25 protein-coding genes are annotated in these 22,156 nt (G+C 65.0%); 10 read left to right on the top strand and 15 right to left on the bottom strand.

The features are described from left to right. Positions 1–594 precede the first annotated feature (594 nt). On the bottom strand, positions 595–3,027 hold the full coding sequence (locus ACOOHB_RS19105; RefSeq protein WP_420446376.1) for a CaiB/BaiF CoA transferase family protein: 2,433 nt from the start codon (positions 3,025–3,027) through the stop codon (positions 595–597). Between the two features lie 100 nt (positions 3,028–3,127). Next, entirely contained in the window at positions 3,128–3,337 is a 210-nt protein-coding gene (locus ACOOHB_RS19100) for a dodecin family protein (protein ID WP_420446375.1), read from the bottom strand. A gap of 201 nt (positions 3,338–3,538) precedes the next feature. On the opposite strand from ACOOHB_RS19100, the gene ACOOHB_RS19095 reads away from it, so the two are divergent. The 3 genes from ACOOHB_RS19095 to ACOOHB_RS19085 all read left to right on the top strand — a co-directional run bounded on the left by ACOOHB_RS19095 (position 3,539) and on the right by ACOOHB_RS19085 (position 6,452). After that, positions 3,539–4,303, top strand: coding sequence for a dodecin family protein (locus ACOOHB_RS19095; protein WP_420446374.1), 765 nt, complete (start codon positions 3,539–3,541; stop codon positions 4,301–4,303). A 125-nt stretch (positions 4,304–4,428) separates the two neighbouring features. Next, on the top strand, positions 4,429–5,259 hold the full coding sequence (locus tag ACOOHB_RS19090) for a carboxymuconolactone decarboxylase family protein (RefSeq protein ID WP_420446373.1): 831 nt from the start codon (positions 4,429–4,431) through the stop codon (positions 5,257–5,259). Between the two features lie 146 nt (positions 5,260–5,405). Next, positions 5,406–6,452, top strand: a complete 1,047-nt coding sequence (locus tag ACOOHB_RS19085; RefSeq protein WP_420446372.1) for an LLM class flavin-dependent oxidoreductase — start codon at positions 5,406–5,408, stop codon at positions 6,450–6,452. Between the two features lie 61 nt (positions 6,453–6,513). On the opposite strand, the gene ACOOHB_RS19080 is transcribed toward ACOOHB_RS19085, so the two are convergent. Next, positions 6,514–7,374, bottom strand: coding sequence for an enoyl-CoA hydratase/isomerase family protein (locus tag ACOOHB_RS19080; RefSeq protein ID WP_420446371.1), 861 nt, complete (start codon positions 7,372–7,374; stop codon positions 6,514–6,516). 150 nt (positions 7,375–7,524) lie between these two features. Here ACOOHB_RS19080 and ACOOHB_RS19075 point away from each other — a divergent pair, with 150 nt between their 5' ends. Next, positions 7,525–8,826 carry an ATP-binding protein gene (locus ACOOHB_RS19075; RefSeq protein WP_420446370.1) on the top strand — a complete coding sequence of 434 codons (1,302 nt, stop codon included), beginning with the start codon at positions 7,525–7,527 and terminating at the stop codon, positions 8,824–8,826. 50 nt (positions 8,827–8,876) lie between these two features. Here the strand turns inward: ACOOHB_RS19075 and ACOOHB_RS19070 are convergent, their stop codons facing one another. Both ACOOHB_RS19070 and ACOOHB_RS19065 read right to left on the bottom strand, forming a co-directional pair. Further along, positions 8,877–9,296, bottom strand: coding sequence for an enoyl-CoA hydratase/isomerase family protein (locus ACOOHB_RS19070; RefSeq protein ID WP_420446369.1), 420 nt, complete (start codon positions 9,294–9,296; stop codon positions 8,877–8,879). 80 nt (positions 9,297–9,376) lie between these two features. Continuing rightward, a complete protein-coding gene (locus ACOOHB_RS19065; RefSeq protein WP_420446368.1) occupies positions 9,377–9,778 on the bottom strand; it encodes a ribbon-helix-helix protein, CopG family in 402 nt (133 codons plus the stop codon). Positions 9,779–9,909: 131 nt separating this feature from the next. Between ACOOHB_RS19065 and ACOOHB_RS19060 the strand changes: the two genes are divergently transcribed. After that, positions 9,910–10,344, top strand: a complete 435-nt coding sequence (locus ACOOHB_RS19060; protein WP_420446367.1) for a DUF6941 family protein — start codon at positions 9,910–9,912, stop codon at positions 10,342–10,344. 77 nt (positions 10,345–10,421) lie between these two features. Here the strand turns inward: ACOOHB_RS19060 and ACOOHB_RS19055 are convergent, their stop codons facing one another. Genes ACOOHB_RS19055 through ACOOHB_RS19040 form a run of 4 tightly spaced genes read right to left on the bottom strand, consistent with a single transcriptional unit; the run spans position 10,422 to position 12,306 of the window. After that, positions 10,422–10,568, bottom strand: a complete 147-nt coding sequence (locus ACOOHB_RS19055) for a FitA-like ribbon-helix-helix domain-containing protein (RefSeq protein ID WP_420446366.1) — start codon at positions 10,566–10,568, stop codon at positions 10,422–10,424. Positions 10,569–10,614: 46 nt separating this feature from the next. Beyond that, a complete protein-coding gene (locus ACOOHB_RS19050) occupies positions 10,615–11,727 on the bottom strand; it encodes a hypothetical protein (RefSeq protein WP_420446365.1) in 1,113 nt (370 codons plus the stop codon). A gap of 13 nt (positions 11,728–11,740) precedes the next feature. Further along, entirely contained in the window at positions 11,741–12,124 is a 384-nt protein-coding gene (locus tag ACOOHB_RS19045; RefSeq protein ID WP_420446364.1) for a hypothetical protein, read from the bottom strand. After that, complete coding sequence (locus ACOOHB_RS19040; RefSeq protein WP_420446363.1) at positions 12,121–12,306, bottom strand: type II toxin-antitoxin system Phd/YefM family antitoxin; 186 nt, start codon at positions 12,304–12,306, stop codon at positions 12,121–12,123. Before ACOOHB_RS19040 ends, ACOOHB_RS19045 begins: the two co-directional genes overlap by 4 nt. A 160-nt stretch (positions 12,307–12,466) precedes the next feature. Between ACOOHB_RS19040 and ACOOHB_RS19035 the strand changes: the two genes are divergently transcribed. Beyond that, positions 12,467–13,486, top strand: a complete 1,020-nt coding sequence (locus ACOOHB_RS19035) for an alpha/beta fold hydrolase (RefSeq protein ID WP_420446362.1) — start codon at positions 12,467–12,469, stop codon at positions 13,484–13,486. 94 nt (positions 13,487–13,580) lie between these two features. Here the strand turns inward: ACOOHB_RS19035 and ACOOHB_RS19030 are convergent, their stop codons facing one another. The 6 genes from ACOOHB_RS19030 to ACOOHB_RS19005 form a co-directional block, all read right to left on the bottom strand. Continuing rightward, positions 13,581–15,131 carry an MFS transporter gene (locus tag ACOOHB_RS19030; RefSeq protein ID WP_420446361.1) on the bottom strand — a complete coding sequence of 517 codons (1,551 nt, stop codon included), beginning with the start codon at positions 15,129–15,131 and terminating at the stop codon, positions 13,581–13,583. A 46-nt stretch (positions 15,132–15,177) separates the two neighbouring features. Continuing rightward, positions 15,178–16,002, bottom strand: a complete 825-nt coding sequence (locus tag ACOOHB_RS19025) for an SDR family NAD(P)-dependent oxidoreductase (protein ID WP_420446360.1) — start codon at positions 16,000–16,002, stop codon at positions 15,178–15,180. 62 nt (positions 16,003–16,064) lie between these two features. Continuing rightward, the gene (locus ACOOHB_RS19020) at positions 16,065–17,156 is read right to left on the bottom strand and encodes a Zn-dependent alcohol dehydrogenase (protein WP_420446359.1); all 1,092 of its coding nucleotides are present in this window, start codon (positions 17,154–17,156) and stop codon (positions 16,065–16,067) included. Between the two features lie 123 nt (positions 17,157–17,279). Further along, the gene (locus tag ACOOHB_RS19015) at positions 17,280–18,626 is read right to left on the bottom strand and encodes an MFS transporter (RefSeq protein WP_420446358.1); all 1,347 of its coding nucleotides are present in this window, start codon (positions 18,624–18,626) and stop codon (positions 17,280–17,282) included. Between the two features lie 293 nt (positions 18,627–18,919). Further along, a complete protein-coding gene (locus tag ACOOHB_RS19010; RefSeq protein WP_420446357.1) occupies positions 18,920–19,348 on the bottom strand; it encodes a retroviral-like aspartic protease family protein in 429 nt (142 codons plus the stop codon). A gap of 40 nt (positions 19,349–19,388) precedes the next feature. Further along, positions 19,389–19,703 carry a hypothetical protein gene (locus ACOOHB_RS19005; protein WP_420446356.1) on the bottom strand — a complete coding sequence of 105 codons (315 nt, stop codon included), beginning with the start codon at positions 19,701–19,703 and terminating at the stop codon, positions 19,389–19,391. 14 nt (positions 19,704–19,717) lie between these two features. Between ACOOHB_RS19005 and ACOOHB_RS19000 the strand changes: the two genes are divergently transcribed. From ACOOHB_RS19000 to ACOOHB_RS18985, 4 genes are read left to right on the top strand one after another with little or no spacing between them, the layout of a single operon-like run. Further along, positions 19,718–19,936, top strand: coding sequence for a hypothetical protein (locus ACOOHB_RS19000; RefSeq protein ID WP_420446355.1), 219 nt, complete (start codon positions 19,718–19,720; stop codon positions 19,934–19,936). Between the two features lie 60 nt (positions 19,937–19,996). Beyond that, entirely contained in the window at positions 19,997–20,872 is an 876-nt protein-coding gene (locus ACOOHB_RS18995; RefSeq protein WP_420446354.1) for an XdhC family protein, read from the top strand. A 43-nt stretch (positions 20,873–20,915) separates the two neighbouring features. Then, complete coding sequence (locus tag ACOOHB_RS18990) at positions 20,916–21,197, top strand: hypothetical protein (RefSeq protein WP_419922185.1); 282 nt, start codon at positions 20,916–20,918, stop codon at positions 21,195–21,197. 26 nt (positions 21,198–21,223) lie between these two features. Further along, positions 21,224–22,117, top strand: a complete 894-nt coding sequence (locus tag ACOOHB_RS18985) for an AAA family ATPase (RefSeq protein ID WP_420446353.1) — start codon at positions 21,224–21,226, stop codon at positions 22,115–22,117. Positions 22,118–22,156 lie beyond the last annotated feature (39 nt).

Genomic DNA, 22,156 nt, shown 5'->3' with positions numbered 1-22,156 from the left:
TTTTAATGATAAGTCCTGCACGAGAATGTGGGCTTGCCGTCCATCACGGAGTCGCCCCGGTCAACCCCTTGGCCACAGCATCTATGGTCGCCCGCTTCTGGGCTACGAATAGCACGCTGCCGCCCCGCGCCATTGCAGTGGCGATCAGGTCTGCCGCTACTTCGTGATCCGGCTCACATGGCCATGGTCGACTGGATTCCCGCTGCTGACGGCCGGTTGTTGCAGCCCGAACGTCCAGGCTGTCGATTACCGCGCGTGGCCGGCGTGGTGGCCTTGGCCGTGTCGGGCCCGGGGTTGACTGCGGTGTGCTGGTCGCCTCATTGGAGGGGCCGCTGTCGCCGCTGGAGTTCGCGGCGATGACCCGCACCGTGTACTCGGCACCGTCGGTCAACCCCGTGAGGATGGCCCGATACCGATCGTCCGCAGGTATCGACTGCTCGTCGCCGGATTGGCCGAGACCTGCCGCACTTACAGACTCTAAATTTCAAGACTTGTGCACTCTGAATATCGCGAACGAACGCTATTGAGCAATCTTGCTCAATAGCGTTTGCAGCAGTACGCGAACCGCTCGGAGCAATAGGTTGCAGCAGGCCTTTAGCGCAAAGCGCCCGCCTTCGCAAGGGAATCGATCTCGGCGAGGCTGAGGCCGAGTACTTCAGTGAGAATCTCGCGGGTGTGCTGACCCAGTGTTGGCGCCGGTGTTCGCACTCCGTTCGTGCCCTCGGTCAGGCGCCACGGGATGCCGACGTGGCTCATCTGGCCGACAGCGGGATGAGCCAGGCGTTCGATGAGGCCACGTGCCGCTAGGTGCGGGTTCTCTTCGAGCGAACGGACGCTGAGTGAAGGAAACGCTGGCACGCCAGCAGCCTGCAGCAGCTCGGTGACGTCCCACTGGTCACGCTCGCGGGTCCAGGCGCCGATGAGCTTGTCGAGCTCGGCCTCGTTGGCCTTGCGATCGGCTACTGCTGCGAAGCGTTCGTCGGCGGGGTCGATGCCCGTGAGGGTTGCCAGCGCCGCCCACTCGGTCTCGTCGACACAGCAGATGGCAACCCAGTCGTCGTCGCCGGCGCACCGGTACAGGTTGTGCGGCGACCACAGCGGATCCAAGTTGCCCATCGGCTCGGGCTGTTCTCCGCACAGCACCCATTCCATCCAGCCCTCGGCGGTGCATGCCGTAGTCGCCTCCCACATGGAGGTGTCGATGAACTGGCCTTCGCCCGTGCGCCGCCGCGCCACCAGCGCGGCCACCAGCGCATACGCCGTGGCAATGCCCGCCGCTGGGTCACCGAGCGACACCCCTAACTCCTCAGCGCTTCCGCCGGGATAGCCGGTCATCGACGCCAAGCCAGACAGCGGCCCGGTCGTGGGTCCATAGCCCATGTACGACTTGTACGGCCCGTGATGCCCGTAGCCGCTGACGGCACCCACGATCACGTCCGGACGTTCCGCCGCAAGCTCCTCGTAACCCAGGCCCCATCCGTCCATGACGCCGGTTGCGTAGTTCGACACGACGAGGTCGCACCTCAGCGCGAAGCGCTTTGCCAGCGCCTGACCCTCGGCGGTGCCCATGTCGATGGTGATGCTCTTCTTGCCCTGGCCGTACTGGTTGAAATAGCCGTTGGTGTCGAGCGTCGGTTCGTGATGCACCGAGTAGGTCGGGAGTCGGCGACCCAGGTCCGGCCGGGCCGACGACTCGATCTTGATCACGGTCGCGCCCAGATGCGCCAGGTGCAGCGTGCAATATGGCCCCGCCCACACCCAGCTGAAGTCCGCGACCGTGACACCCTCGAGCGGACGGCCGGACGCCGAGGTGCCAGTCGCTGGGGCGCCATCGGCTCGAACCGCTGCTGCAGTCGTGTCGTCACGCCCGTTCGCAGCGAACCCGTCGCCGTCATGCTCGCCGAGCGCTGGAGCCGGACGCCGAATCGACCACCACGGATTGGTGAGCCGCGACGGCGCGCCGGGCACCGTGATCGTCCCGAGACCGGGCTGGTCGTAGGTCACGAGGAAATCGCGGGCGGCCAGGTGCGGATCGGCGGCCATCTGCGAGACCGTGTTCACGGGCGCGAACGCCAGGCGCTCTGCCTGGCCCCGATGGAACAGCTCCATCACTGACTGGTCGGCGATCCACTCCCCCAGCCACATGTGCAGCAGGTCTTCGTTCTCGTAGCGGCTCTCGATCGTGTCGAAGATCTCCATGTCGGCCCACTCGGGACGGCCCATGAAGTCCTTCAGCCGTTCCCACTGATCGGCTTCGACACACACGATGAAGATGTGGCCATCGGTGGCTGGCAACATCCGCCACGGGTTGAGGATGCGGGCGCCCAGACGGCTGGGGATCTCGCCCGTGTAGGACCAGATGATGAATGCCGCTTCCAGCATGCCGACGACGTAGGACATCTGGGCGAAGTCGATGTGCTCGCCGTGTCCGGTGCGTTGAGCCCGGTCAACGGCCGCAAGCGAGGCGCAGGCTGCGGCGAAACCGGACTGGAACGCTGCCTGGTGGCCGTGTGGTTTGAGCGGGGGCAACTCAGGATCCTGGACGCAGCCGGGAGCGAGCCAGCCCCAGCCGCCGCCGTGGACGACCTGCAGTTCTTCGGCCCGCCAGTCGGCATACGGCCCGGTCTGCCCGAATGGCGTTATCGACGTCGTCACCAGCGACGGATGCTGTGCCCGCAGCGACTCTGGCATCAGGTCGAGCTCTGCTGCTGCGCGCGGGGCTAGGTCGTGGATGAACAGGTCTGCGTTTGCAAGCAATCTGTCGAGCGTCGAGCGGCTGTCGGTATGAGAGAGGTCTGCAACCACACTGCGCTTGTTCGTATTGATTGCTGCGAACAACCCGCCGATGTCACCTTGATCGCTCGCGTGGGGGCGGTACGGCCCACGGCGGCGAGCGGGGTCGCCGTGGGGCGGCTCCACCTTGATGACGTCGGCTCCGAGATCGGCGAGCAGCTTCGCGGTCCAGGGCGCCGCCACCATCTGCCCCAGCTCGACGACGCGGATGCCGCCGAGGCCGCGCGCGGTCATCGAGTGGTCGGGCGCTCGCTCGGCAATCGCCCTGGCGCGCCCTGCCCGCGCGCTTTCTTGGGGCTGCGCGCCAAGTTCGACGTGGTGGAGGTGTTGTGGCTCAAGGCGACTCGTGCTTGAACGACAGCCGGACCTTGGTACGGAACGCTGAGATTGCGCCGCCCTCGATCACCACGTCTTGCTCGACGACCTCTGCGACCCGGAGATCTCGCAAGGTCTTGGAGGCCTCGGAAATCGCGTTCTGCGTGGCCTTTTCCCACGACTCGTCGCTGGTCCCGATCAGCTCGATCACGTTGTAGACGCTGCTCATTGGTTTCTCCTTGATGTCCGACATCCCGACCCAACCTGTTGCCAGGCCGTCGGACTTGACGCCCGAGGTCGCTACTGCCACTTCAGCACACCGCAGGTGCGCATTGTGCCGCAGGAACGCGGTGTGCCCTACAGTCTGCCCCACCGAAGCGCATCGCTTCCCGCTCGCAGGAACAAGCCGCACACCGAACAGGTCCGCATCTTGAACGAATCACCTCAGCGCAATCACAACGCTGTCGAGAAAGTCATCACGCTGGTCGCGGCAAGCCGGATCTCTTGGGAAGACGCGGCGCGTCGGGGAGTCGCCGAGGCCACCAAGACGATCCGCGATCTGTCGGTGGCACACGTGGAAGATCGCGACGTGATGATCGTGGAGGGCGAGATCGCCCTCTACCGGATCAAGCTGAGCATGGCGTTCCAAGTCGACCGCATGCGACCGGGCCTGACGCCGGGCGCTCCCGATGTAGAGGTGACGCGGTGGCTCATCGTTGCCAACCAAACGTTGGGCACCGGCGAGGTCGTGGCTGAGATCGACCGGCTGAACTCGCACGGAGCATGCGAATTCCACCTGCTCGTGCCGATGACGCATTCGAAGAGCTACGCACGGGCACGACGGCTGTCGATGCTCGCGGCCGATCCGGTCACCGGCATCCCCTCCGAGCATGTGCCGGCAGCCGATTTCCTGGGGCCGGACACGCTCGGCATGGAGCAGGCACAGAAGCGTCTCGACGCGCAGTTGGCGAAGATCGCTGCAGCGTCGTACGCAGCAAGCGGCGAGCTCGGCGACCCCGACCCGCTGCGTGCGATCCAAGCAGTGCTGTCGCGCTCCAGCTTCGACGGCATCATCCTGTCCACGCTTCCCGCGGGGGCCTCGCGCCTGGTGGGAGCCGACCTGCCGTCGCGTGTGCGCCGCATCACGAACCTGCCGGTCACCTACCTGCCCGGCAAGGAGCCTGGCGAGCTGTAGCCCGTCCGGTCGATGCAGCGCCAAGTTCTTGTTGGGGCGTGCCGCCGCTGCGTGGCACGACCTGGCCGATCGCGGCGATGATGGCAGGCGCCGAAACGCGGACGAACCGGCACAGGGAGATCAGGATGACGACAACGGGGTCACGCACGCACGCTGAGAGACGAGCTGCTGCACTCGAGGTGTTCGAGCGCTTCACCAACGGTGAGGTAGATGCTGAACGCGCACAACGTTCGATGACTCGGCGTCTGGGAGCGCTGGGCACCTTCGCCTTTGACGTGGTGATGGGCGACGTGTGGTCGCGGACGCAGCTGTCGCGACGAGACCGCAGCCTCATCGTCATCACCGTCCTTGCCACCATCGGCTCCAGCGAAGAGTTGTCGCTGCATGCCGAAGTCGGGCTGAACCACGGCCTGACTCGCACCGAGATCGAGGAGATCTTGATCCAGGTGGCCGCCTACGCCGGATTTCCGATGGCCATGGCGGCATCGCGGGTCGTAGACGACCGGTTCCGGACGCTCGACGGCGTCGAGCGGCTGCCCGAGCGTTCGGGTGGCGCCGAACTTGACGACGACGAGCGGGAGCGACGTGCGGTCGAGGTGCGCCAGACACTCACGGCGGGCCGTGCTTCGAGCGACCCAACGCAGGACATGGCACGCCTCGTCGAACACCTCGGCGAAGTCGGGCGCATCGCCTATCACTGGGCGTTCGGGGATCTCTGGTCACGACAAGAGCTGTCGCGGCGCGATCGCAGCATTGTCGTCATCTCGATCCTGACGGTGTTGAGCCGCACCGATGAGCTGGCATTCCACGTTCCAGCCGGCCTCAACCACGGACTGTCGCGCACCGAGATCGAGGAGATCATGGTGCAGATGACCATCTACGGCGGCATCCCGCGTGCGGTCGAGGGCTACCAGGCCATGAAGAAGGCGTTCGCGAAGATCGACGTCCGCAGCTGACGCTGTGACGAGATCGACGCCCGCCGCTTGCACAGCGCCCTCGACAGCATCGGCCCGACCGACTACGAATTAGCCAACACCAACTGGCCAGCCCTCCACAATTTGGGGGGAAGCCGATACCGGTGCATCTGGGCTAAGGAGCAATGATGAAGTTCAGTTTCGTAACACTGCCCGACTACCCGCTACAGGAGTCTATAGAACACATCAAGTTGGCTGACGAACTCGGCTTCTACGGGTGCTACGCAGCAGACGAGACCTGGCACAAGGACCTCTATGTGCTGTTCGCAGCCGCGGCGTCTTCGACCGAGCAAATCCGTCTGGGTCCGAGCTTGGCCCCGATCGCCTTGCGCGAGCCGACCCAAGTCGCCCAGGCGGTCGCGACGCTCGACGAGTTGACCGGTGGTCGTGCCGAATGCGTCATCTCCATTGGGAACTTCAGCCTGCTCGCCCAGTACGGGTTGGACTGGACTGGCATCAAGACGCTGTCTCGGGTCAAGGAGGCGCACGAAGTAATGCGCACCTTCCTCGACACCGGAGCGCTGACCTTCGAGGGTGAGTTCTACAAATACGACGGGCTGTTCACATTCGCCCGTCCGGTGCAGGAGAAACTTCCGCTGCTGATCGGTGCCTTGCGCGGTCCAAGGTCCTTCGAGGCGGCGGGTGAGCTCTCCGACGGCACCCACGCTTTCGCCCAATACTCCAAAGAGGCGTGCGACTACATGGTGGAGCACCTGAGAATTGGCGCGGAGCGGGCTGGGCGCAACTGGCGGAACCTGGACATTGCGGTCTGGAACGTGTTCGCCATCGGGCCTGACTCGGAGAAGGCCAAGGCCGCCGCCCAAACCATCGGAGCGTTCTACATCCCGGCCATGGCGGTCGAACAGATGGAGCGGCACGGCGTCTCGCAGGCCGACGTTCAGCCCATTCTCGACGCCTTCGGAGACGGAGACGTCCAGGGAGCGATCGACGCCATGACGCCCGACATCGCCGAGAAGCTCTCGGTGGCGGGCACCCCCGAGGAGGTGGTCGACAAGATCAAGTCGGAGATCGAGCCGAGCGGGGTCAACCACTTCGTCGCCTGTATCACGGACTCGTTCCTGCTGAACGCCTTCACCGAACGAGACATCGAGGTCCCCGATGTCGCGGGCCAACTGCAGCTCATCCACGACCAGGTGATGCCGGCCTTCGACTGAGTGAGATCGAATCTCTTGGTCGATTGCGTCGGAGCGGCTGTCCTGACCGGCGAAGTCACGCTTAGAACGTGCCGAAGCGGGCTTGTGCGTCCTCGCTTTGGATCGACCGGGCTGACGCATCGCCGTCGAATTCTGACAAGTCGCCAAGTCGTGTGATCTGGGCGTAGCCACGCAGTTGGTGCTTGGCCATCTGCACTGACAGCGACGGAAGGTCCAGCAGGCGTGCCACCCAGCGCTCGACAGCAGCGTCGAGTGCTTCCTTGCCGTCACACACCTCGTGGGCCAATCCCCACTCGGTCGCCCGCCGGCCGTCGATGCGCTCGCTGGTCATAACGAATTGGCGGGCGCGCGACATCCCGATCTCGGCGATCAGCCGCGGCGTCGCGCCCCAAGGCAGGGGCACGCCAAGCTCGACCTCGGGGACGTACCAGAGCGCGTCTGCCGCCGTGATCCGGAAGTCGCAGCTGGTGGCGAAGCAACACCCGCCCCCAATGGCGTGGCCGTGCACCCGGGCGATGGTGACCACTTCGCAGTCTTCGATGGCTCGAGCCGCCCGCCGGCCCAACTGACTGATGTACCGAGCCTCGCGATCGTTCACCGCGGCAGGCGGCTGCTCCTTGCGATCCGCCCCTGCGCAAAACGAATGCCCCCTCCCGGCAAGCACCGCAACCCGGTACTGGGTCTGCCCGTTCAAAGCCAGGAACAGATCCCCGACCTCGCGAATCATCCGCTGGTCATGCGCATTGCGCGACTCGGGCCGGTTCAGCCAGACCCGCAGCGTCTCGCCGTCAGGCTCCAGCTCGATGGTCTCCAATTCCGGCAACTCAAACGGCAACAAGCTCATGCCGCCCATCCTTGCCCAGCGCAAGGGAAGCGTCTTGCCTTCGGCCGTGTCCTGCTGCAAGACACGCAGCGACCCCATGAGGTCAGCGTCGAGCAGGATGTCGAGCGTTTCCTTTTCAGCACTCCACTCTTCGTAATCAGATCTGGTAGATCAAATCAATCTGATTTGGTAGATCCGTTTTATCTGATTTGGTAGATCTACATCCTCGAAAATGGTAGATTTCGCCCTATGGCTACTGGCGAGGCGGTCGAGGCAGCATCAACCCTGACGCCTGCGGGCTACTGCGAACGCATCGCTGAGCAGAATGCAGCGCGGATACTGCGAACATCTCGTGCGCTGCTCATTGAAGGGCCGAAGGGCTGTGGCAAAACGTGGCTAGCGAAGCGCTTCGCCCGTAGCGAGGCGCTGCTGGAACAGGACCCTGCGGCATTTGCGCTGGCCCAAGCCGAACCCCACCGAGTGCTGGACGGCGCAGCTCCGAGACTGATCGACGAATGGCAGCGCGTCCCGTCGATGTGGGGTGTCGTCCGAGGCGCGTGCGACGCCCGCGCTGCGGCAGGCCAGTTCATCCTGACGGGCTCGGCCACGCCGTCCGATGACCTCACCCGACACTCAGGAGCGCTGCGAATCCAGCGGCTTGCACTGCGGACCATGTCGCTCGCCGAACGAGGATTGTCCACGCAGGAGGTGTCATTAGCCGGGCTCTTGCGCGGAGAAGCGGCTGAAGCAGGCCCGACCGGGCGCGGTGTGCCTGAAGCGGTTGATGCGCTGTGCCGCGGCGGCTGGCCCGGACTCGACGACAGCATGCCGGTACGAGACGTGATCGCTGCGTTGAGGAGCTACCTCGAGGACGTTGCGCGTACTGACATCCGCCAAGTCGACGGTATCGCACGAGACCCTGTGCGAGTGCAGGCGCTGCTGCGCTCGCTGGCACGCAACGTCGGGACCGCAGCAAGCCTGAACAAGCTGGCCACCGAAACCAGCGCTGCCGCTCCGCTCGGTCGCCATTCGGTTCGTGCCTATCTCGACGCACTCGAACGGCTTCATGTACTGGAGCCGCTGACGGTGTGGCCCACCCACCTGCGCTCCCGATCGCCGCTGCTGTCGAGTCCACGACATCACTTCACGGATCCGTCGTTGGCTGTCGCTGCGCTCCGAACCCAGCCCGAGCGCCTACTGGCTGACACCGAGGCGCTCGGCCTTCTCTTCGAATCGCTCGTCATTCGGGATCTGCGCATCTACGCCCAAGCTGCCGATGCCGAGGTGTTCGCATTCCGAGACGCAGCCGGCAGCGAAGTCGATGCCATAGTCGATGCCGGCGACGGTCGCTGGATCGCAGTCGAAGTCAAGCTGGGCGGCAGCGAGCAGATCGAGCAGGCTGCCCGCTCGCTGCTGACCGCGCACGGCAAAGTGGATGAGGCCAAGATGGGCCGGACGGCGAAGCTCGTCGTGGTGACTGGCGCCGATGGCTACTCATATGAGCGCCCCGACGGAGTATCCGTGGTGCCACTGTTCGCTCTCGGCCCTTGATGTGCTGCCGAGACGCTGTCGATCAGCCGCCGATCATCGGCCTGTCTCGATCAGAAGGTGCCGAAGCGGGCTTGCGCGTCCTCGCTTTGGATTGACCGGGCCGAGGCGTCGCCGCCGATGGCATGGCCATGCACCCGTGCGATCGTGACCGCCTCGCAGTCCTCGATGGCGCGGGCCGCTCGCCGGCCCAACTGGTTGATGTAGCGAGCCTCGCGGTCATTGCCGGGTGCTGGCGGTTGTTCCTTGCGGTCGGCTCCGGCACAGAACGATTTGCCTCGCCCAGCGAGCACCACCACCCGATACTCGGTTTGCGCGTTGAGTGCAGCGAACAGGTCCCCAACCTCGCGAATCATCAGCTGGTTGTGCGCATTGCGCGACTCGGGCCGGTTCAACCAGACCCGCAACGTCTCGCCGTCAGGCTCGAGCTCGATGGTCTCCAACTTGGGCAGCTCAAACTCAGGCAAGCTCACGCAGCCCATCCTTGCCGAATTGCCCGCCCGCCAGCAGCGCTCGCTGCGAGGCTCGAACTCAATGCGCCGCCATCGACGCGTCAGCGAGCGGCTTCAACGCCTTCACAGCTCGTGACCGACTGCCGATTTGCACCAGTCTCGCTGCGAACGACGAACATGCTGACGCTCCCTGGGTGCGCCTGCACGCCGAGCACACTCGGGCCGGCGGTCACATGCCGAGCGAGCGGTCCACTCGTGACCGCCCGTGCGAGCGTCTGCATCGGCGGTTCGAGCCGGGCACTCAATGCGCCCCGTACGAACTGTGACAAGCTCTCGCCCGCCCCACGAGCAGCTTCTGTGACGCGGTCAAGTTCATCAGTGGGAATCCGGAAGGACACCACTTCGCTGCCCGATGGCCGCACATCGATCTCGACGGGCTGGTCATCCCATTCGTCGGGGTTATCGCGGTGCTCGTAAAGCTCGGCGGCACCCTCTTCAGTCATCGATCCTCCCGTACTCAAGCCTTGTTGTACCAGTCGATCTCGCGCCGTACTGACCGCCAGCCGGTGATGGCATAGGCCAATGAGTTTACAGCCGTATACTGCTGTCGTACATCTTGGAGAGGATCGTCGCCGTGCCACGCATCGAGATGCTCACACTCGCCAACCACGCTGAAGTCCAGAACGGTCTGATGTACCTCAGCGGCGCCGAGTGGGACACCTTGACACGTGACATTCCGAATGGCGCTCAGCCACCCCCACAACACCTAGGGATCGGCGTATCCGTCGTCGTGGGTTGGACCGAGACCAATGAGCGCCACATGCTGCATCTGTGGATCGAAGACGAAGACGGGCGGCCCGGGCTGCTTGACGTCAACGCCGAGATTGAAGTCGGACGCCCCGTCGGAAAGGTGCACGGAACAGATAGCCGGGCTCCGTTCGCAATCAACGGCATCCTCACGTTCCCCAAGGCTGGCCACTACGCGATCTGCGCACAGGTCGGCGACGAAGCCCGGCTGAAGTATCCGTTCCGAGTCGTCGATCGGCCGATTCCGAATCAACCCGGGTGAGACTCGCTCTCAGCGAGAATCTCTGACGCTGGCACCCTCGTGCCGGCTGCCTCCGTGCGACGCCGCACCGCATCGATCTACGACTCGACCGGCGGTGTCGTGGCGAGGCGCTTTAGTTCCTGCCGCAGGTATTCCTCCAAGGACTGGGAGCGGTCTGCAGCCTTCTCGGCCAGTCGGTCTCGGACATCCTCAGGAACGTCGTAGATGGTGATTTCTACGGCCACCGCAACACCACGTCAGGAGTGACGGCAATCTGCGGCATCGGATCCGTCACTTCTGCGGCGATGGGCTCTTCGCCACCGAGGTGAGTGGTCGAACCAGTTGAGCCGCAATGTCGAAGACGCGCTCGACCTGTTCAGCGGCCGAATCGAGCGCGTCGTCGTACTCCACGCCCATGGGCAATTCGATCGGCACCCACAGCCACTCGGGTTCACGCCATGCGGGCAGCCAGCCTGCTTTAGCCAGACGATCGCTCAGCGCTTCGAGATCAATCGGTTGCTTGTGCCAAATCCGCAGCCAGAGCGGTGTAGTGCCGCGTTCAGCCCAATGGCTAAGACTGACGCACAAGGCGAGCCCAATCGGTCCACGGCCGTCTGCGTGGTCGAATCCGACGAAACGCATGTGGCCGTCGGCCTTGGGCGCCGCCCTCATGCCCTTGATGGTCATCCAGCCGTCACTAGTGCCCCGTCGGACCACACCGTTGACGATCCGGTTGAAGCCCATGATCCGCCGGGCAATCGTCGCGTCGAGGTCCGCTGCATGCAGGGGCGTAAATGCCACCTCGTCTTGCGCCAGCGCCAAGCCATGCAACTGCCGAACGTTGGCGTTCATCGATGGATCGGCGTGATCCAGACCCTTGAGTAACGTGTCCCAGCTCATCAACGCGACGAACTTCTTGGCGCCGGGGACATCGGCGACATCAACGACCGTCATCTTGCCGACAGCGCGGGCCGGCCCAAGCTCCAAGTCCAGCGCGCCCTTCAACTGTCGTTCGATCTTGACCCACAACGTGTCAAGGCGGGCATTCGGGGCCACGAACAGCAGCATCGCCGGGCCATCAGAAGACAAATGCCTGACGTAACCGCAGGCTTGGCCGTCGCGGAGCACCGCCCAGAACTTCGACTCGATGATAAGCCGCATCAAACCGGCGCTGTCGTACGCGACGAGATCCAGCCGCTCTTTTGAGTCGGAGGGGGACACCTGGGTCTTGGCATTCTCCACCGGCATCAGCTGGCGGTCTCCACCGCTCACGAGTTCGACCAAGGCTGCGCGGCATGGCTCGGACTTGTTGAGGATGAAGGCGAGGGCGTCGGTCGCGGCGTCCTCTACGCCGCGCGTCAGTTTCGGCACCAGATGGGCCAGCAGTGAGTGATTGTCGGGCATCAGGGGTCTCCGTTCAGTTGGTCCAGTCGCGCGCGGGTGATGTTGGGTAGTTGTCGTGGCGGCCGGTGTCTCCAGGCTGGATCACGAAATCCCGACGATCGCGGTAAAGGCGGGCTCGGTTGATGACGTAGTTGTCCTCGCCGGCGAGCGGATCGATCTTGCGGAAGTCGGTCATCAGCCAGTACTTGTAGTCACCCACGAACAGGTACGTGTTCGTCATCCTGAAGAAGCGGCCCGTGACGCCCTCGTCGGCGTGGAACCGGGCGCAGATCGCCGCGAGCAGCTCCCGCTGGTCGTCCTTCTCGCTCAGCACGTACTCGTGCGGCCACGTGTCCCGGTAGGTCACGGCCTCGCGCCACGGCGCATTCTCGATGAGTTCAGTCAGTTGCGTCTTCACAGCTGCCAGCATCGCGGAGGGGTGCGACAAGTTCGCCGGTCTGCTCCGATCCCAGCGCCGATCAGCACGAACGACGGGCGACCATGGCGGGTCACGACAATGCGCTCGTGCTGGCGCTCAATCCGGTCCGCCAACTCCGACAAGCGGGTCTTCGCCTCGGAGATCGGCAATGCCTCGGCCATAGGCACCAAGGCTAGTTGTGAGTCTTGTTCATATATTCTTGCGAGAGACTGCACCCATCCAATTGTCACGCTACGAAGCAGACAACTGGCAGCGCCTTCGGCATCATTATCTCGAGCGCAGCTACGCAAGAACTTGGCGCAGCACGCCAGACTGTCGGCCATGAGCGAATCGAACGGCAACACCACCCTCGACCTGTCCGGTGTGAAGCACCACGATGTGGATGCGCTGGGCACCCGGATTCATGTGGCCGAGATAGGTGAGGGGCCGATGGTGCTCTTCGTCCACGGCTTCCCCGAGTCGTGGTACTCGTGGCGTCACCAGCTCCCCGCGGTGGCCGCGGCGGGATACCGCGCAGTCGCGATCGACGTGCGCGGCTACGGCCGCTCGTCGGCACCAGCGGCCGTGGCGGACTACCGCATGGTGCGCCACGTCGCCGACAACGTTGGCGTTGTGCGGGCACTCGGCGAGGACTCCGCCGTCATCGTGGGACATGACTGGGGCGCACCCATCGCCTGGAGCTCCGCGCTGCTGCGGCCCGACGTCTTCACCGCCCTCGGGCTCGTGAGCGTGCCCTACAACGCCCGCAGCGACTTCAAACCGAGCGCGGCATTCCGCATGATGGGCGGCGACGAGGAGTTCTACATCGAGTACTTCCAAGAACCGGGCCGCGCCGAGGCCGAGATGGAAGTCGACCTGGGGCACTGGCTGCTCGGCATGTACTACGCCGCCTCGGGCGACGGTGTTCGGGCACGAGTGGCGTCAGCGGACTCATCGGGCGGACGCTTCACCGTGGCGCCTGGCGGCAAGCTGTCGGACCGCTTCATTTGGCCCGAACCCGGTACCTGGCCGCACTGGATGTCCGAGGCCGACTTCGGCTACTACGCCTCTGAGTTCACGCGCACCGGCATGTCGGGCGGACTGAACCGCTACCGCAACGTTGACCGCGACTGGGAGGACATGGCTGCCTTTGACGACGCACCCATCACCCAGCCGAGCCTGTTCGTCGGGGGCGAGGTGGACGGCCCGACGGTCTGGGGCGCGGGTTCGATCGCCAAGTTCCCCGAGACCATGCCCAACCTCCACAAGTCGGTGATCCTCGACGGCATCGGTCACTGGGTCCAACAAGAAGCCGACGACGAACTCAACGCCGAACTGCTCGACTTCCTGGCAGCGTTGTAGCCGCGGCGGCGGAGTCCCGATTTTCGCCGCCGTACAGCGAATGGCAGGACTGGCGGTATCTGACCCACTGCTCGCGATCGGTTCCGGCCTGGAATCAGCCGCGGGAGGAAAGAGCGCGGCGGGAGGCGAACATCGGCGTCACAAAACCGAACGCCGCGACGACGGCTCCGAAGATGAAGGTGGCTTGGGTGCGTCCCAGCGACGGGTCTGCGCCCGCGAACGCAAGCATCGACTGAATGCCGAAGATGATGCCGATCCACATGACGGTCTGGTTCATGCCGTTGGCGATGCCGATGTCCTTGTCATCCACGGAGTTCGCCACAAGCATCTGATAGGCCGGCGATCCGAAGCCAGCCGAGACGCCCGACAGCACGAGCCCAACCATGATCAGCGTGAGCCCCCAATCTCCGGGACTGCTGCCGGCGGCAAAGGCCAGCATCGAGCCGATCATGGCGGTCGACCCAAAGATCATCGGGACCCGTGCGCCGATCTTGGTCACCAGCGTGCCGCCGAACGGCGATGCGAGCGCAAATGCGCCAGGCCGCGGCACCATCAGCAAGGCAGCGACCCCGACCGTGTACAGGTAGCGCTCCTGCAGCACGATGGGCACGATCACGAATGCGCCCATGTAGGCGAACTGGTTGCAGGCCGCAGAGATCAGCGGCATCGAGAAGTTGGGTCGGCGGAACAGACGGACGTCAAGCAGCGGAAATGTGGAGCGCAGCTCCCACAGCACGAACACAACGAACGCCGCTATTGCCCCGCCCAGCATCAGCATGAGCGTCTGATCCGACAGCACCGGTGCGCCTGTGCGCGTCAGCGTCGGCACCCGCGTGATCGCCAGCAGAACAAGCAGCGTCCCGGTCGCCAGCAGGAGCGCCCCGAGCACGTCAATAGATACTCGCTGACCCTTCGGGATCGGCTTCACGACGAATGCGGCAACCAAGGTGCCGGCCAGCCCGATCAGGCCGAACATCATGAAGATCGCCCGCCAGCCGACGACGTCCAGCAACGGTCCGCCGGCGACCACACCGATCGACGGCGCGCCGGTCATGGCGAACTGGAACCAACCCACCGCTTGAGCACGGCGCCCGGGACCGAATGCGTGCATCAGCAGCGCCATCGCTGCGGGCATGAGCAGGCCGCCGCACAGGCCGAACACGACCCGCACGGCGACAAATGAGCCGAGGTTCCAGACCCAATAGTTGGCGATCATCATGGCGGTCATGCCTGACATGCCGATCATGAACATGCGGCGATGCCCATAGATGTCGGCAAGCTTCCCGCCCGCCGGAGTGGACACCGCCATCGCCAGCATGAGGCCCGTCATCACCCAGCCGGCGTTGGGCACGGTGGTGCCGAACTCGTCGGCGATCGGCACCAAGGCAGCGTTGACGAGCGTCATCAACGAGCCGAATCCCAGCACCGCAACGCCGATCACGATCAGCAGGCGCCACTGGTAGCTGTCCGATTCGGGTGTTTCGACGACCGGTGGCTTGTCGCCTGAGCGCGACGGCGGCGGAGCGACAGACGGCGGCAGCGGGCGACCTGCAAGGTCGAGTACTCGCGGTACGACCGTGAAGACCGACGGGCGAGCCGCCGGAATCTGCGTCGGCGCGCGCCAGATCGAGCCTGCGGGTTTCATCGGGGCATCAGCTGCAAGTGCGTGCGTTGTCGCCCGAACGGGCCGCTCAACGGGTGAGATGCCCGTCGTCCAGCATCGCCTCCACCTGGTAACGGGCAATTTTGACCATGTCCGGATGCGTCAGCACCCAGAACCGGTTGGTGCGGACGGCTTCGAGCACCATCGGGCCGACTTCGGCCGGGTCCATGCCCTCGGCCAAGAAGCCTTTCATCATGTCCCAGAACTTTTCACCCTGCTCGGTGCGGACGTGGTGGGAGGCATCTTCGGCATCTCGGTTGCGCTGGCTGTAGACGATGTTGGTATTGATCGGTCCGGGGCACAGCACTGATGCGTGAACCGGCGAGTTCCGCAGTCGCAGGTCACGTTCGAGGCTGGCCATCAGCGCCACAACGCCGTGCTTCGACACGTTGTAAGCGGCAAGGGAGGCGCCCGCATACAGACCCGCCATTGACGCAGTCGAGTTGATGTGACCCTCACCGGCAGCCTCGATGATCGGTAGGAACACATGGGTTCCGTAGATCGGTCCCCACAGGTCGATGTCGAGGGTCCAGCGCCAGTCTTCGAGCGACATGTCGCCCACCGGGCCGGGAATGCCGACTCCTGCGTTGTTGCACAGGACATGGACTGCGCCGAATTGCTCTACGGCCGCCGCCGCGAGCGCTTCGATGTCGGCCAGCTTGGACACATCGGTGCGTACCGCAATGGCTTCTGCACCAGTCGCGCTGATATCAGCAGCCGCATCGGACAGCGGTGCCTCCTCGATGTCGGCCAGCACCACCTTCATGCCCGCCGCGGCGAACGTGTCTGCCATGGCGCGACCCATGCCGCTTGCCGCGCCGGTCACGACGGCAACTTTGTCCTCGACGTCCATTGTCCCTCGCTCGCTCCTCGAGTCGTGTGCGTTGCTGTGAGTGTGTACCGATCCGGGGCCCGCTAGTCGAAATCGATGACGGTGCGAGTGCCGACGCGCTGGCGCATCTGCTCGTAGCCGGTGTTGATGTCTTCGAGCGGCATGTGCGCCGAGATCATCTCGTCGAGCATCAGCCGTCCGTCGAGGTACATGTCGACGTAGCGGGGCATGTCCACCCGGAAGGCGTTCGAGCCCATCATCGAGCCCTGCAGCCGCTTTTCGAGCATGAACACCTCGTAGCCGGCGATCTCGATCTTCTCGCCGAGCGGCATCATTCCGACGATGACGGTCGTGCCGCCCTGTCGCGATGACGACCACGCTTGTTCGCAGGTCCGCTTCAGCCCGATGCACTCGAAGGCGTAGTCCACCCCGCCGCCGGTCAGCTCCCTGATTGCTTCCACGGCATCGACCTCGGCGCCGTTGACCGTGTCGGTGGCGCCTACCTGGCGGGCCGTCTCGAGCTTGGCGTTCTCGACATCGACCGAGATGACACGACCGGCCCCGGCGATGCGTGCACCCTGGACTGCAGAGAGGCCGATGCCGCCTGCGCCGTACACCGCAACCGTGGAACCGGGCTCGATGCGGGCCGTCTTGAACACCGCGCCCAGACCGGTGGTGACGCCACAGCCGATGAGAGAAGCACGGTCGAGCGGCATGTCGTCGCGAATCTTCACCACGGCGTTCTGGTGAACCAGCATCTCCTCGGCGAACCCGCCGAGTCGGGCGAACTGCGAGACCGCGGTGCCGTCAGGCTTGGACAGCCGCGGCGCAGCGCCATCGGCGCGAGCCACTGCAGCGTGGTTCTGGCAAATGTTGGGGCGCCCGGTCAGGCAGCGCTCGCAGTGGCCGCAGAAAACAGAGAGGCAGGTGATGACGTGATCGCCTGGCTTCACGTACGAGACGTTGTCGCCGACGGCGGCAACGAGGCCGGCGCTCTCGTGGCCCATCACGGCAGGCAGCTCATAGGGCCAGTGGGCATCCATGAAGTGCAGGTCGCTGTGACACAGCCCGGCGTGGCGAACCTCGATCACGACCTCGTTCGGACCGGGCGCATCCACCGAGATGTCTTCGATCTCAAGTTCGCCCGGAATCTCGTTGAGTACTGCTGCTTTCATCGTCGGCTTCCCCTCCCGTCACGCACGGCTACGGCGCAACTTGGCCACGCCGCAGCGTAGTCACCGGCGAGCTAGCGCATGAAAGCTTGGCGTGCAGCGCGGCACCTGGTTGTGCCGCGGCGCTCAGGGTGTCGGGCCGGTGCGCCGGATGACCTCGGGACGGATCATCAGCCACAGCGTCATGCCGGCGAGCCCTAGGCAGGCCATCAGGACCACGGCCGCACGGGCGCCGAGCTGCTGCGCCACCTCACCGAGCACGTAGGTGCCCACCGGCAGCGCTCCGATCGCCATGCTGAGCAGGCCCATGGCTCGGCCCCTCATCTCGGGGGACACCGTGGTGAGCACCAGCGTGGACTGTGTCGCGGCGAACAGCCCGCTGCCGCAGCTGGCCACATACAGGGTGATCGCGGCGATGAGGACATTCGGCGACAAGGCCCACACGATGAGCATCGCCATGGCTGCGAAGACGCCGAACGTGTAGGCGAGTCCCCAGCGGCCGCTGCCCCATTTGGCGGTGACGAGCGACCCGGTGATCATGCCGAATCCGGTCATCGAACCGATGATCCCGATCTGAAATGCCGTGGCGTTGACCTCGTCGCCGATGAGCTGAACAGCGGGGAAGTAGGCGAACATGAAGAAGTTCGCCATCACGGTGACGCCGAGGATGCTGAGCAGGCCGCGGTTGGTGCGGGCGAGACGCATGCCCGCACGCAGCTCCGCGATGGTCGAGTTTCGAGCGGGCTCCGGACGACGAAATGCCCCGCTGAGCGGCACGACCTCGAAGATGCGGTCCCGCAGCGCGTCAGACCACCGCTCTGTTGGGGCCGAAGCGGACTGCGCCGGCGGGACCCGTGGCACCCACATGAGCAGGAACAGACCCACGCCGAGCGTTGCGGCCACTCCCAAGAAGGCCGCACCGACGCCGGCGCTGTCGGCGACCGCGCCGCCCAGCAGCTGACCCGCAGCAACGCCCGAGGCAAGCGCCATCGTCTCCCACGCCATCGCCTTGTGCAGCCGGTGCGGGCCCACAATGTCGAGCACGAGAGCGCGACGGCTAGTCATGTCGACCACCCAGCCGATGCCGGCGAACAGCAGGAACGGATAGAGCAGCCAGATTCCCAGCTCACCCGCCCGCTCGGCAAACCCGATCACCGCAACGAACGGAACCAGCAACGCCGTTTGGAGCTGCACCGTTCGCCGACGATCGAAGCGATCTGAAATCACGCCGCCGATGGCACCGCCGAACAGCAATGGTGCCCACATGACCGCGCCGGTGAGCTGCACCATGCGGGGCGAGTCGGTGATCTGGTTGACGTGGTAGCTCGACAGGAACGCGATGGCCCAGCGGCCCCAGTGCCAGCACAGCCCACTGAACCACAGGGGTGCAAAACCCCTAGCGGCGAAGGCGCCGCCGCTGCGGACCTCTGGCCCGGGGCGCGGCGCTTCTCTCACAGCCCCGCCCCCGCGCATTGGCGCGCAGCCTACGGCTCCGATGTGCATCGATGCCTGTGGCCGCTGTTGACTGTGAGGGATCAGATGAACGAGAAGCAGCGGACGAGCGAGATGGCGAGCGACGGCATCGAAACCGGCGTCGGGCGCGTCGGGGGCGTGCGCCGCCGAGGTCCATCCCGAACTCAGCTTCGCTGTGATGGCCGCCACGTTGCGCATGGCGAAGTCGCCCGGTCAGTCAGACAACCCGATCACCGACGGCGCCGGCTTTCCCTTGGGCATCGTCGTGTGACTACAAGGCCAGCTCGGAGCACTCAATCCGGCGCGCGAGTGCCGTCGACCGGCCAAAGGCGGAGAGTTCCTGCGGGACCATCCCACTCGATCCGAAATTGTCGCAGGACATCGAGTCCGATCAGCATGTCCTCGCGCAAGTTCGGCGCCCTGGCCACGACGAGACGCAACGGCCGCGTGCGGGTGCCTGAGTTTCCGACGAACTGGAACTCGACGGCGTAGCAAGGTGCCATAGTCGAACTGAGCGCGGTATGTAGCTCCACCGAATGGATGATCTCGAGCGAGAGCGCATCGGCGGTCGCATCGCTGATAACGGACATGACAGTGCCGGTGTCAATGAGACCGGCACCGCGTACCCGCGGTGGCAAGGGCCGACCATCAAACTGGTGCGCTTGGCGACTCGCGGGTGTCAACGTGAGCTCGTATCCGATGCGCGCCCCACTCGCCGTCACGTCCGCTTTGATCAGCGTCGGTCTCGCGCTCGAATCGATATCAGATACCTGCCGGCCGAACAACGACCGGCTCGTCGACTTCCATGATTCGCTTCACGCAGAATCGCCGACCCTCAGGATCGAGATAGCCCGCGTCAATCGCGTCCCACTGGTCGTCAAAGACCTGGAGTTCTGGCACCAAGCGAGAACCCCGGTCGAGCAAGAGCGCCCACAGGCCCGCATGTCCGACAACGAGTTTGGCGCGCAGCCGGTCGAATCGGCGTTCGAGCCGCACCAGTATCGAATCCAGCACAGGGCCCGGCGACATCCCGCCGAGGTGGAGCTGCAAAGGACGACCCTCCGGCACGGAAACCACGTATTCATCCTCGCATGCTTGTCTGGGCAGTCATCTACATATTGCACGCTCGCCTCAACTTGGCGTGTCAAGAAGCCGGCCGGCAGCCAAGAATTCAGCGACAATGTCATTGGTGTCTCGCAGACCGGCACTACACCGGCTCGTCGGCTTCGCAGATTCAGCTTGACACCAACCAGCGGGCACTTGGCTCAGACCGCGACGGTGCCGGCTACCCGTTCACGATCGTCGTGTGAGTGCGACCGAGTCCCAACGCGAGTCAGCAATCGCGCCGAGGGGCCAAGTACGTTTGCGCTGTGTACGGCATCGCGGTGAGCGTCGCTGCCTGCCTGCGCGGGGGTACCCGGGTTGACGTGGCCTGGAACCTGGATACTGTCCTCACGCCGCGATTCGACCCCGCGGATGCCGTCGGCATCACTCCCGGCGGCGGCAAGCTCGGCACGCTCTTGGGCGGGGCCCTCGACAGTCACCTCATCGAATTGGCCTCAGCGAAGCCGACGAGCGGGCGAGTCGTCGAGATCGAGCTGGACGCCATCGAGAGCACCGCAGTCGGCGTCGAGGCGGGCACGGTCGTCCGCATCCTGGTGGCGCCGGCCGACACGCTCCCCGAAGAGCTGTGGGATCAGCTGCTCGAACGCCAGCGGGTCACCCTCGTGGCCGAACTCGACGGCGACACGGTCACCGCGACCACGATCGCGGGCGACGGCACCGCAGACAGCTCTGTCGTGTTCGAGCCCGACTCAGTGTTGACGACGTGGAGTCCGCGGCCGACCCTGGTGGTGATGGGATCGGGTCCCATGGCCGACGCGGTGGCGGCGGCCGGCGACTTCGTGTGTTGCAACGTCCAGCAGTGCAGCGGGCCCGACGCCGCGATCGGCCAGGCCGGTGCCCTGTCCCGGATCGACGGCATCGTCGTGATCGGCCATGACATCGAGGGAACCGGCCGCGTGCTGTTGGCGGCGGTGAACTCGCGGGCCGGCTACATCGGCTCGGTGGGTCCGCAGTCGATCCAGGCGGCGAGGCTCGACTGGCTCGCCTACCGGGGTGTCACCGACACCAGCCGGATTTGCGCGCCGGCCGGCATTGACATCGGCGCTCGAACACCGAGCGAAGTTGCTGTCTCGGTGCTCGCTGAGATGATCGCCGTACGCAAACAGCCGCCGTCGGGATGAGCTCGAAGATCGAGCTCTGCCGCCTGCGGCTACCATCGACGCGGTGACGTCGACGGATCCAATCCTCACGAATACAGACCCGAACGCCGAGGCGCTGCCTGCGGTGGCAGACGTGTGGCAGGGCGCCGACGACGTCGGCCTTGACAGTGACTGTAGTCCCACGAAGGTGTGCCGCAACGCACGCGATTTCACGTTCGACGGCTTCGCCGAAGGCGACGAGGATCTCGCCACCTCATGGCAGAGGCTCCTCGAGCGCGAGGGCAAGTCGTCTCCCGACGGCACGTCGTTGCGCGACCTGGTCCTAGGTCCGACCTCGGGAGACTGAGGACCGCGACGACCCGGCTGCACACGGTGAGCGACCAGCCCCGCAACGAGGCGCCGGCAAATGTTGCTGACCTGCAGGCACAGCTGCGTTCGTCGGACTACCTCGCGAGCCGCGGACTGGCCACGACAACCCTGATCGGGCTGCGGTTAGGTCGACCCATCCTGCTCGAGGGCGAGGTCGGCGTCGGCAAGACCGAAATGGCCAAATGCCTCGCCAAGATCGGCGGGCGACAGCTCATCCGGCTCCAGTGCTACGAGGGCATCGACACCCACCAGGCCCTGTACGAGTGGGACTACGCACGCCAGATGCTCCACGTCCGGGCGCTGTCGGAGAGCGAGCTGTCAAATGCCTCGACGGTCAGCGGCCTCTACAGCTCTGAGTTCCTGATCGAACGTCCGCTCCTCGCGGCGATCCGGGCCGGAAGCGAAGCGGTGCTCCTGATCGATGAAATCGACCGTGCAGATGACGAATTCGAGGCGTTCCTCTTGGAGTTGCTGTCAGACTTCCAGATCACGATTCCCGAGGTCGGCACCATCGCCGCCGACGACCGACCGACCGTGGTGCTGACATCGAATCGCACACGGGAATTGCACGACGCCCTGAAGCGACGGTGCCTGTATCACTGGATCGGCTATCCCACCTTCGAAGAAGAAATCGAGATCGTGCGCCTGCGTGCGCCTGGTGCGGTCGATGCGCTCGTGCGCAAAGTTGTCGCGGCGGTCCAGCGACTGCGGGACATGGACTTGGTCAAGCATCCCGGCGTCGCGGAGACACTGGACTGGGTGGACGCGCTCGGCGTGCTGGGCACCTCCGAGCTCGACGCGGCGTCGGCAGCCGACACGCTCGGTGCGGTCATCAAGGATCGCGACGACCTCGAATTTGTCGAAGCCGAACTCGACAGGGTCGTTGCCGATGGCTGACATCGGCGTCGTGGCCGGTGCCTGAGACGGGTCCTGGGC

The sequence above is a fragment of the Candidatus Poriferisodalis sp. genome (assembly GCF_965215815.1).
In the GTDB taxonomy this organism is placed as follows: domain Bacteria; phylum Actinomycetota; class Acidimicrobiia; order Acidimicrobiales; family Poriferisodalaceae; genus Poriferisodalis.
The sequence above is the reverse complement of the archived record's forward strand: the minus strand, read 5'-3'. Positions and strand labels throughout refer to the sequence as shown.

What these genes read in the sequence shown, in the direction of transcription:
- ACOOHB_RS19050 (WP_420446365.1), bottom strand. Translation starts at nt 11,727, where the DNA reads ATGCCCGACAATCACTCACTGCTGGCCCATCTGGTGCCGAAACTGACG.
- ACOOHB_RS19090 (WP_420446373.1), top strand. Translation starts at nt 4,429, where the DNA reads ATGACGACAACGGGGTCACGCACGCACGCTGAGAGACGAGCTGCTGCA.
- ACOOHB_RS19030 (WP_420446361.1), bottom strand. Translation starts at nt 15,131, where the DNA reads ATGAAACCCGCAGGCTCGATCTGGCGCGCGCCGACGCAGATTCCGGCG.
- ACOOHB_RS19065 (WP_420446368.1), bottom strand. Translation starts at nt 9,778, where the DNA reads ATGACTGAAGAGGGTGCCGCCGAGCTTTACGAGCACCGCGATAACCCC.
- ACOOHB_RS19035 (WP_420446362.1), top strand. Translation starts at nt 12,467, where the DNA reads ATGAGCGAATCGAACGGCAACACCACCCTCGACCTGTCCGGTGTGAAG.
- ACOOHB_RS19015 (WP_420446358.1), bottom strand. Translation starts at nt 18,626, where the DNA reads ATGCGCGGGGGCGGGGCTGTGAGAGAAGCGCCGCGCCCCGGGCCAGAG.
- ACOOHB_RS19040 (WP_420446363.1), bottom strand. Translation starts at nt 12,306, where the DNA reads ATGGCCGAGGCATTGCCGATCTCCGAGGCGAAGACCCGCTTGTCGGAG.
- ACOOHB_RS19080 (WP_420446371.1), bottom strand. Translation starts at nt 7,374, where the DNA reads ATGGGGTCGCTGCGTGTCTTGCAGCAGGACACGGCCGAAGGCAAGACG.
- ACOOHB_RS19075 (WP_420446370.1), top strand. Translation starts at nt 7,525, where the DNA reads ATGGCTACTGGCGAGGCGGTCGAGGCAGCATCAACCCTGACGCCTGCG.
- ACOOHB_RS19085 (WP_420446372.1), top strand. Translation starts at nt 5,406, where the DNA reads ATGAAGTTCAGTTTCGTAACACTGCCCGACTACCCGCTACAGGAGTCT.
- ACOOHB_RS19020 (WP_420446359.1), bottom strand. Translation starts at nt 17,156, where the DNA reads ATGAAAGCAGCAGTACTCAACGAGATTCCGGGCGAACTTGAGATCGAA.
- ACOOHB_RS19105 (WP_420446376.1), bottom strand. Translation starts at nt 3,027, where the DNA reads ATGACCGCGCGCGGCCTCGGCGGCATCCGCGTCGTCGAGCTGGGGCAG.
- ACOOHB_RS19025 (WP_420446360.1), bottom strand. Translation starts at nt 16,002, where the DNA reads ATGGACGTCGAGGACAAAGTTGCCGTCGTGACCGGCGCGGCAAGCGGC.
- ACOOHB_RS19000 (WP_420446355.1), top strand. Translation starts at nt 19,718, where the DNA reads ATGCTTGTCTGGGCAGTCATCTACATATTGCACGCTCGCCTCAACTTG.
- ACOOHB_RS19100 (WP_420446375.1), bottom strand. Translation starts at nt 3,337, where the DNA reads ATGAGCAGCGTCTACAACGTGATCGAGCTGATCGGGACCAGCGACGAG.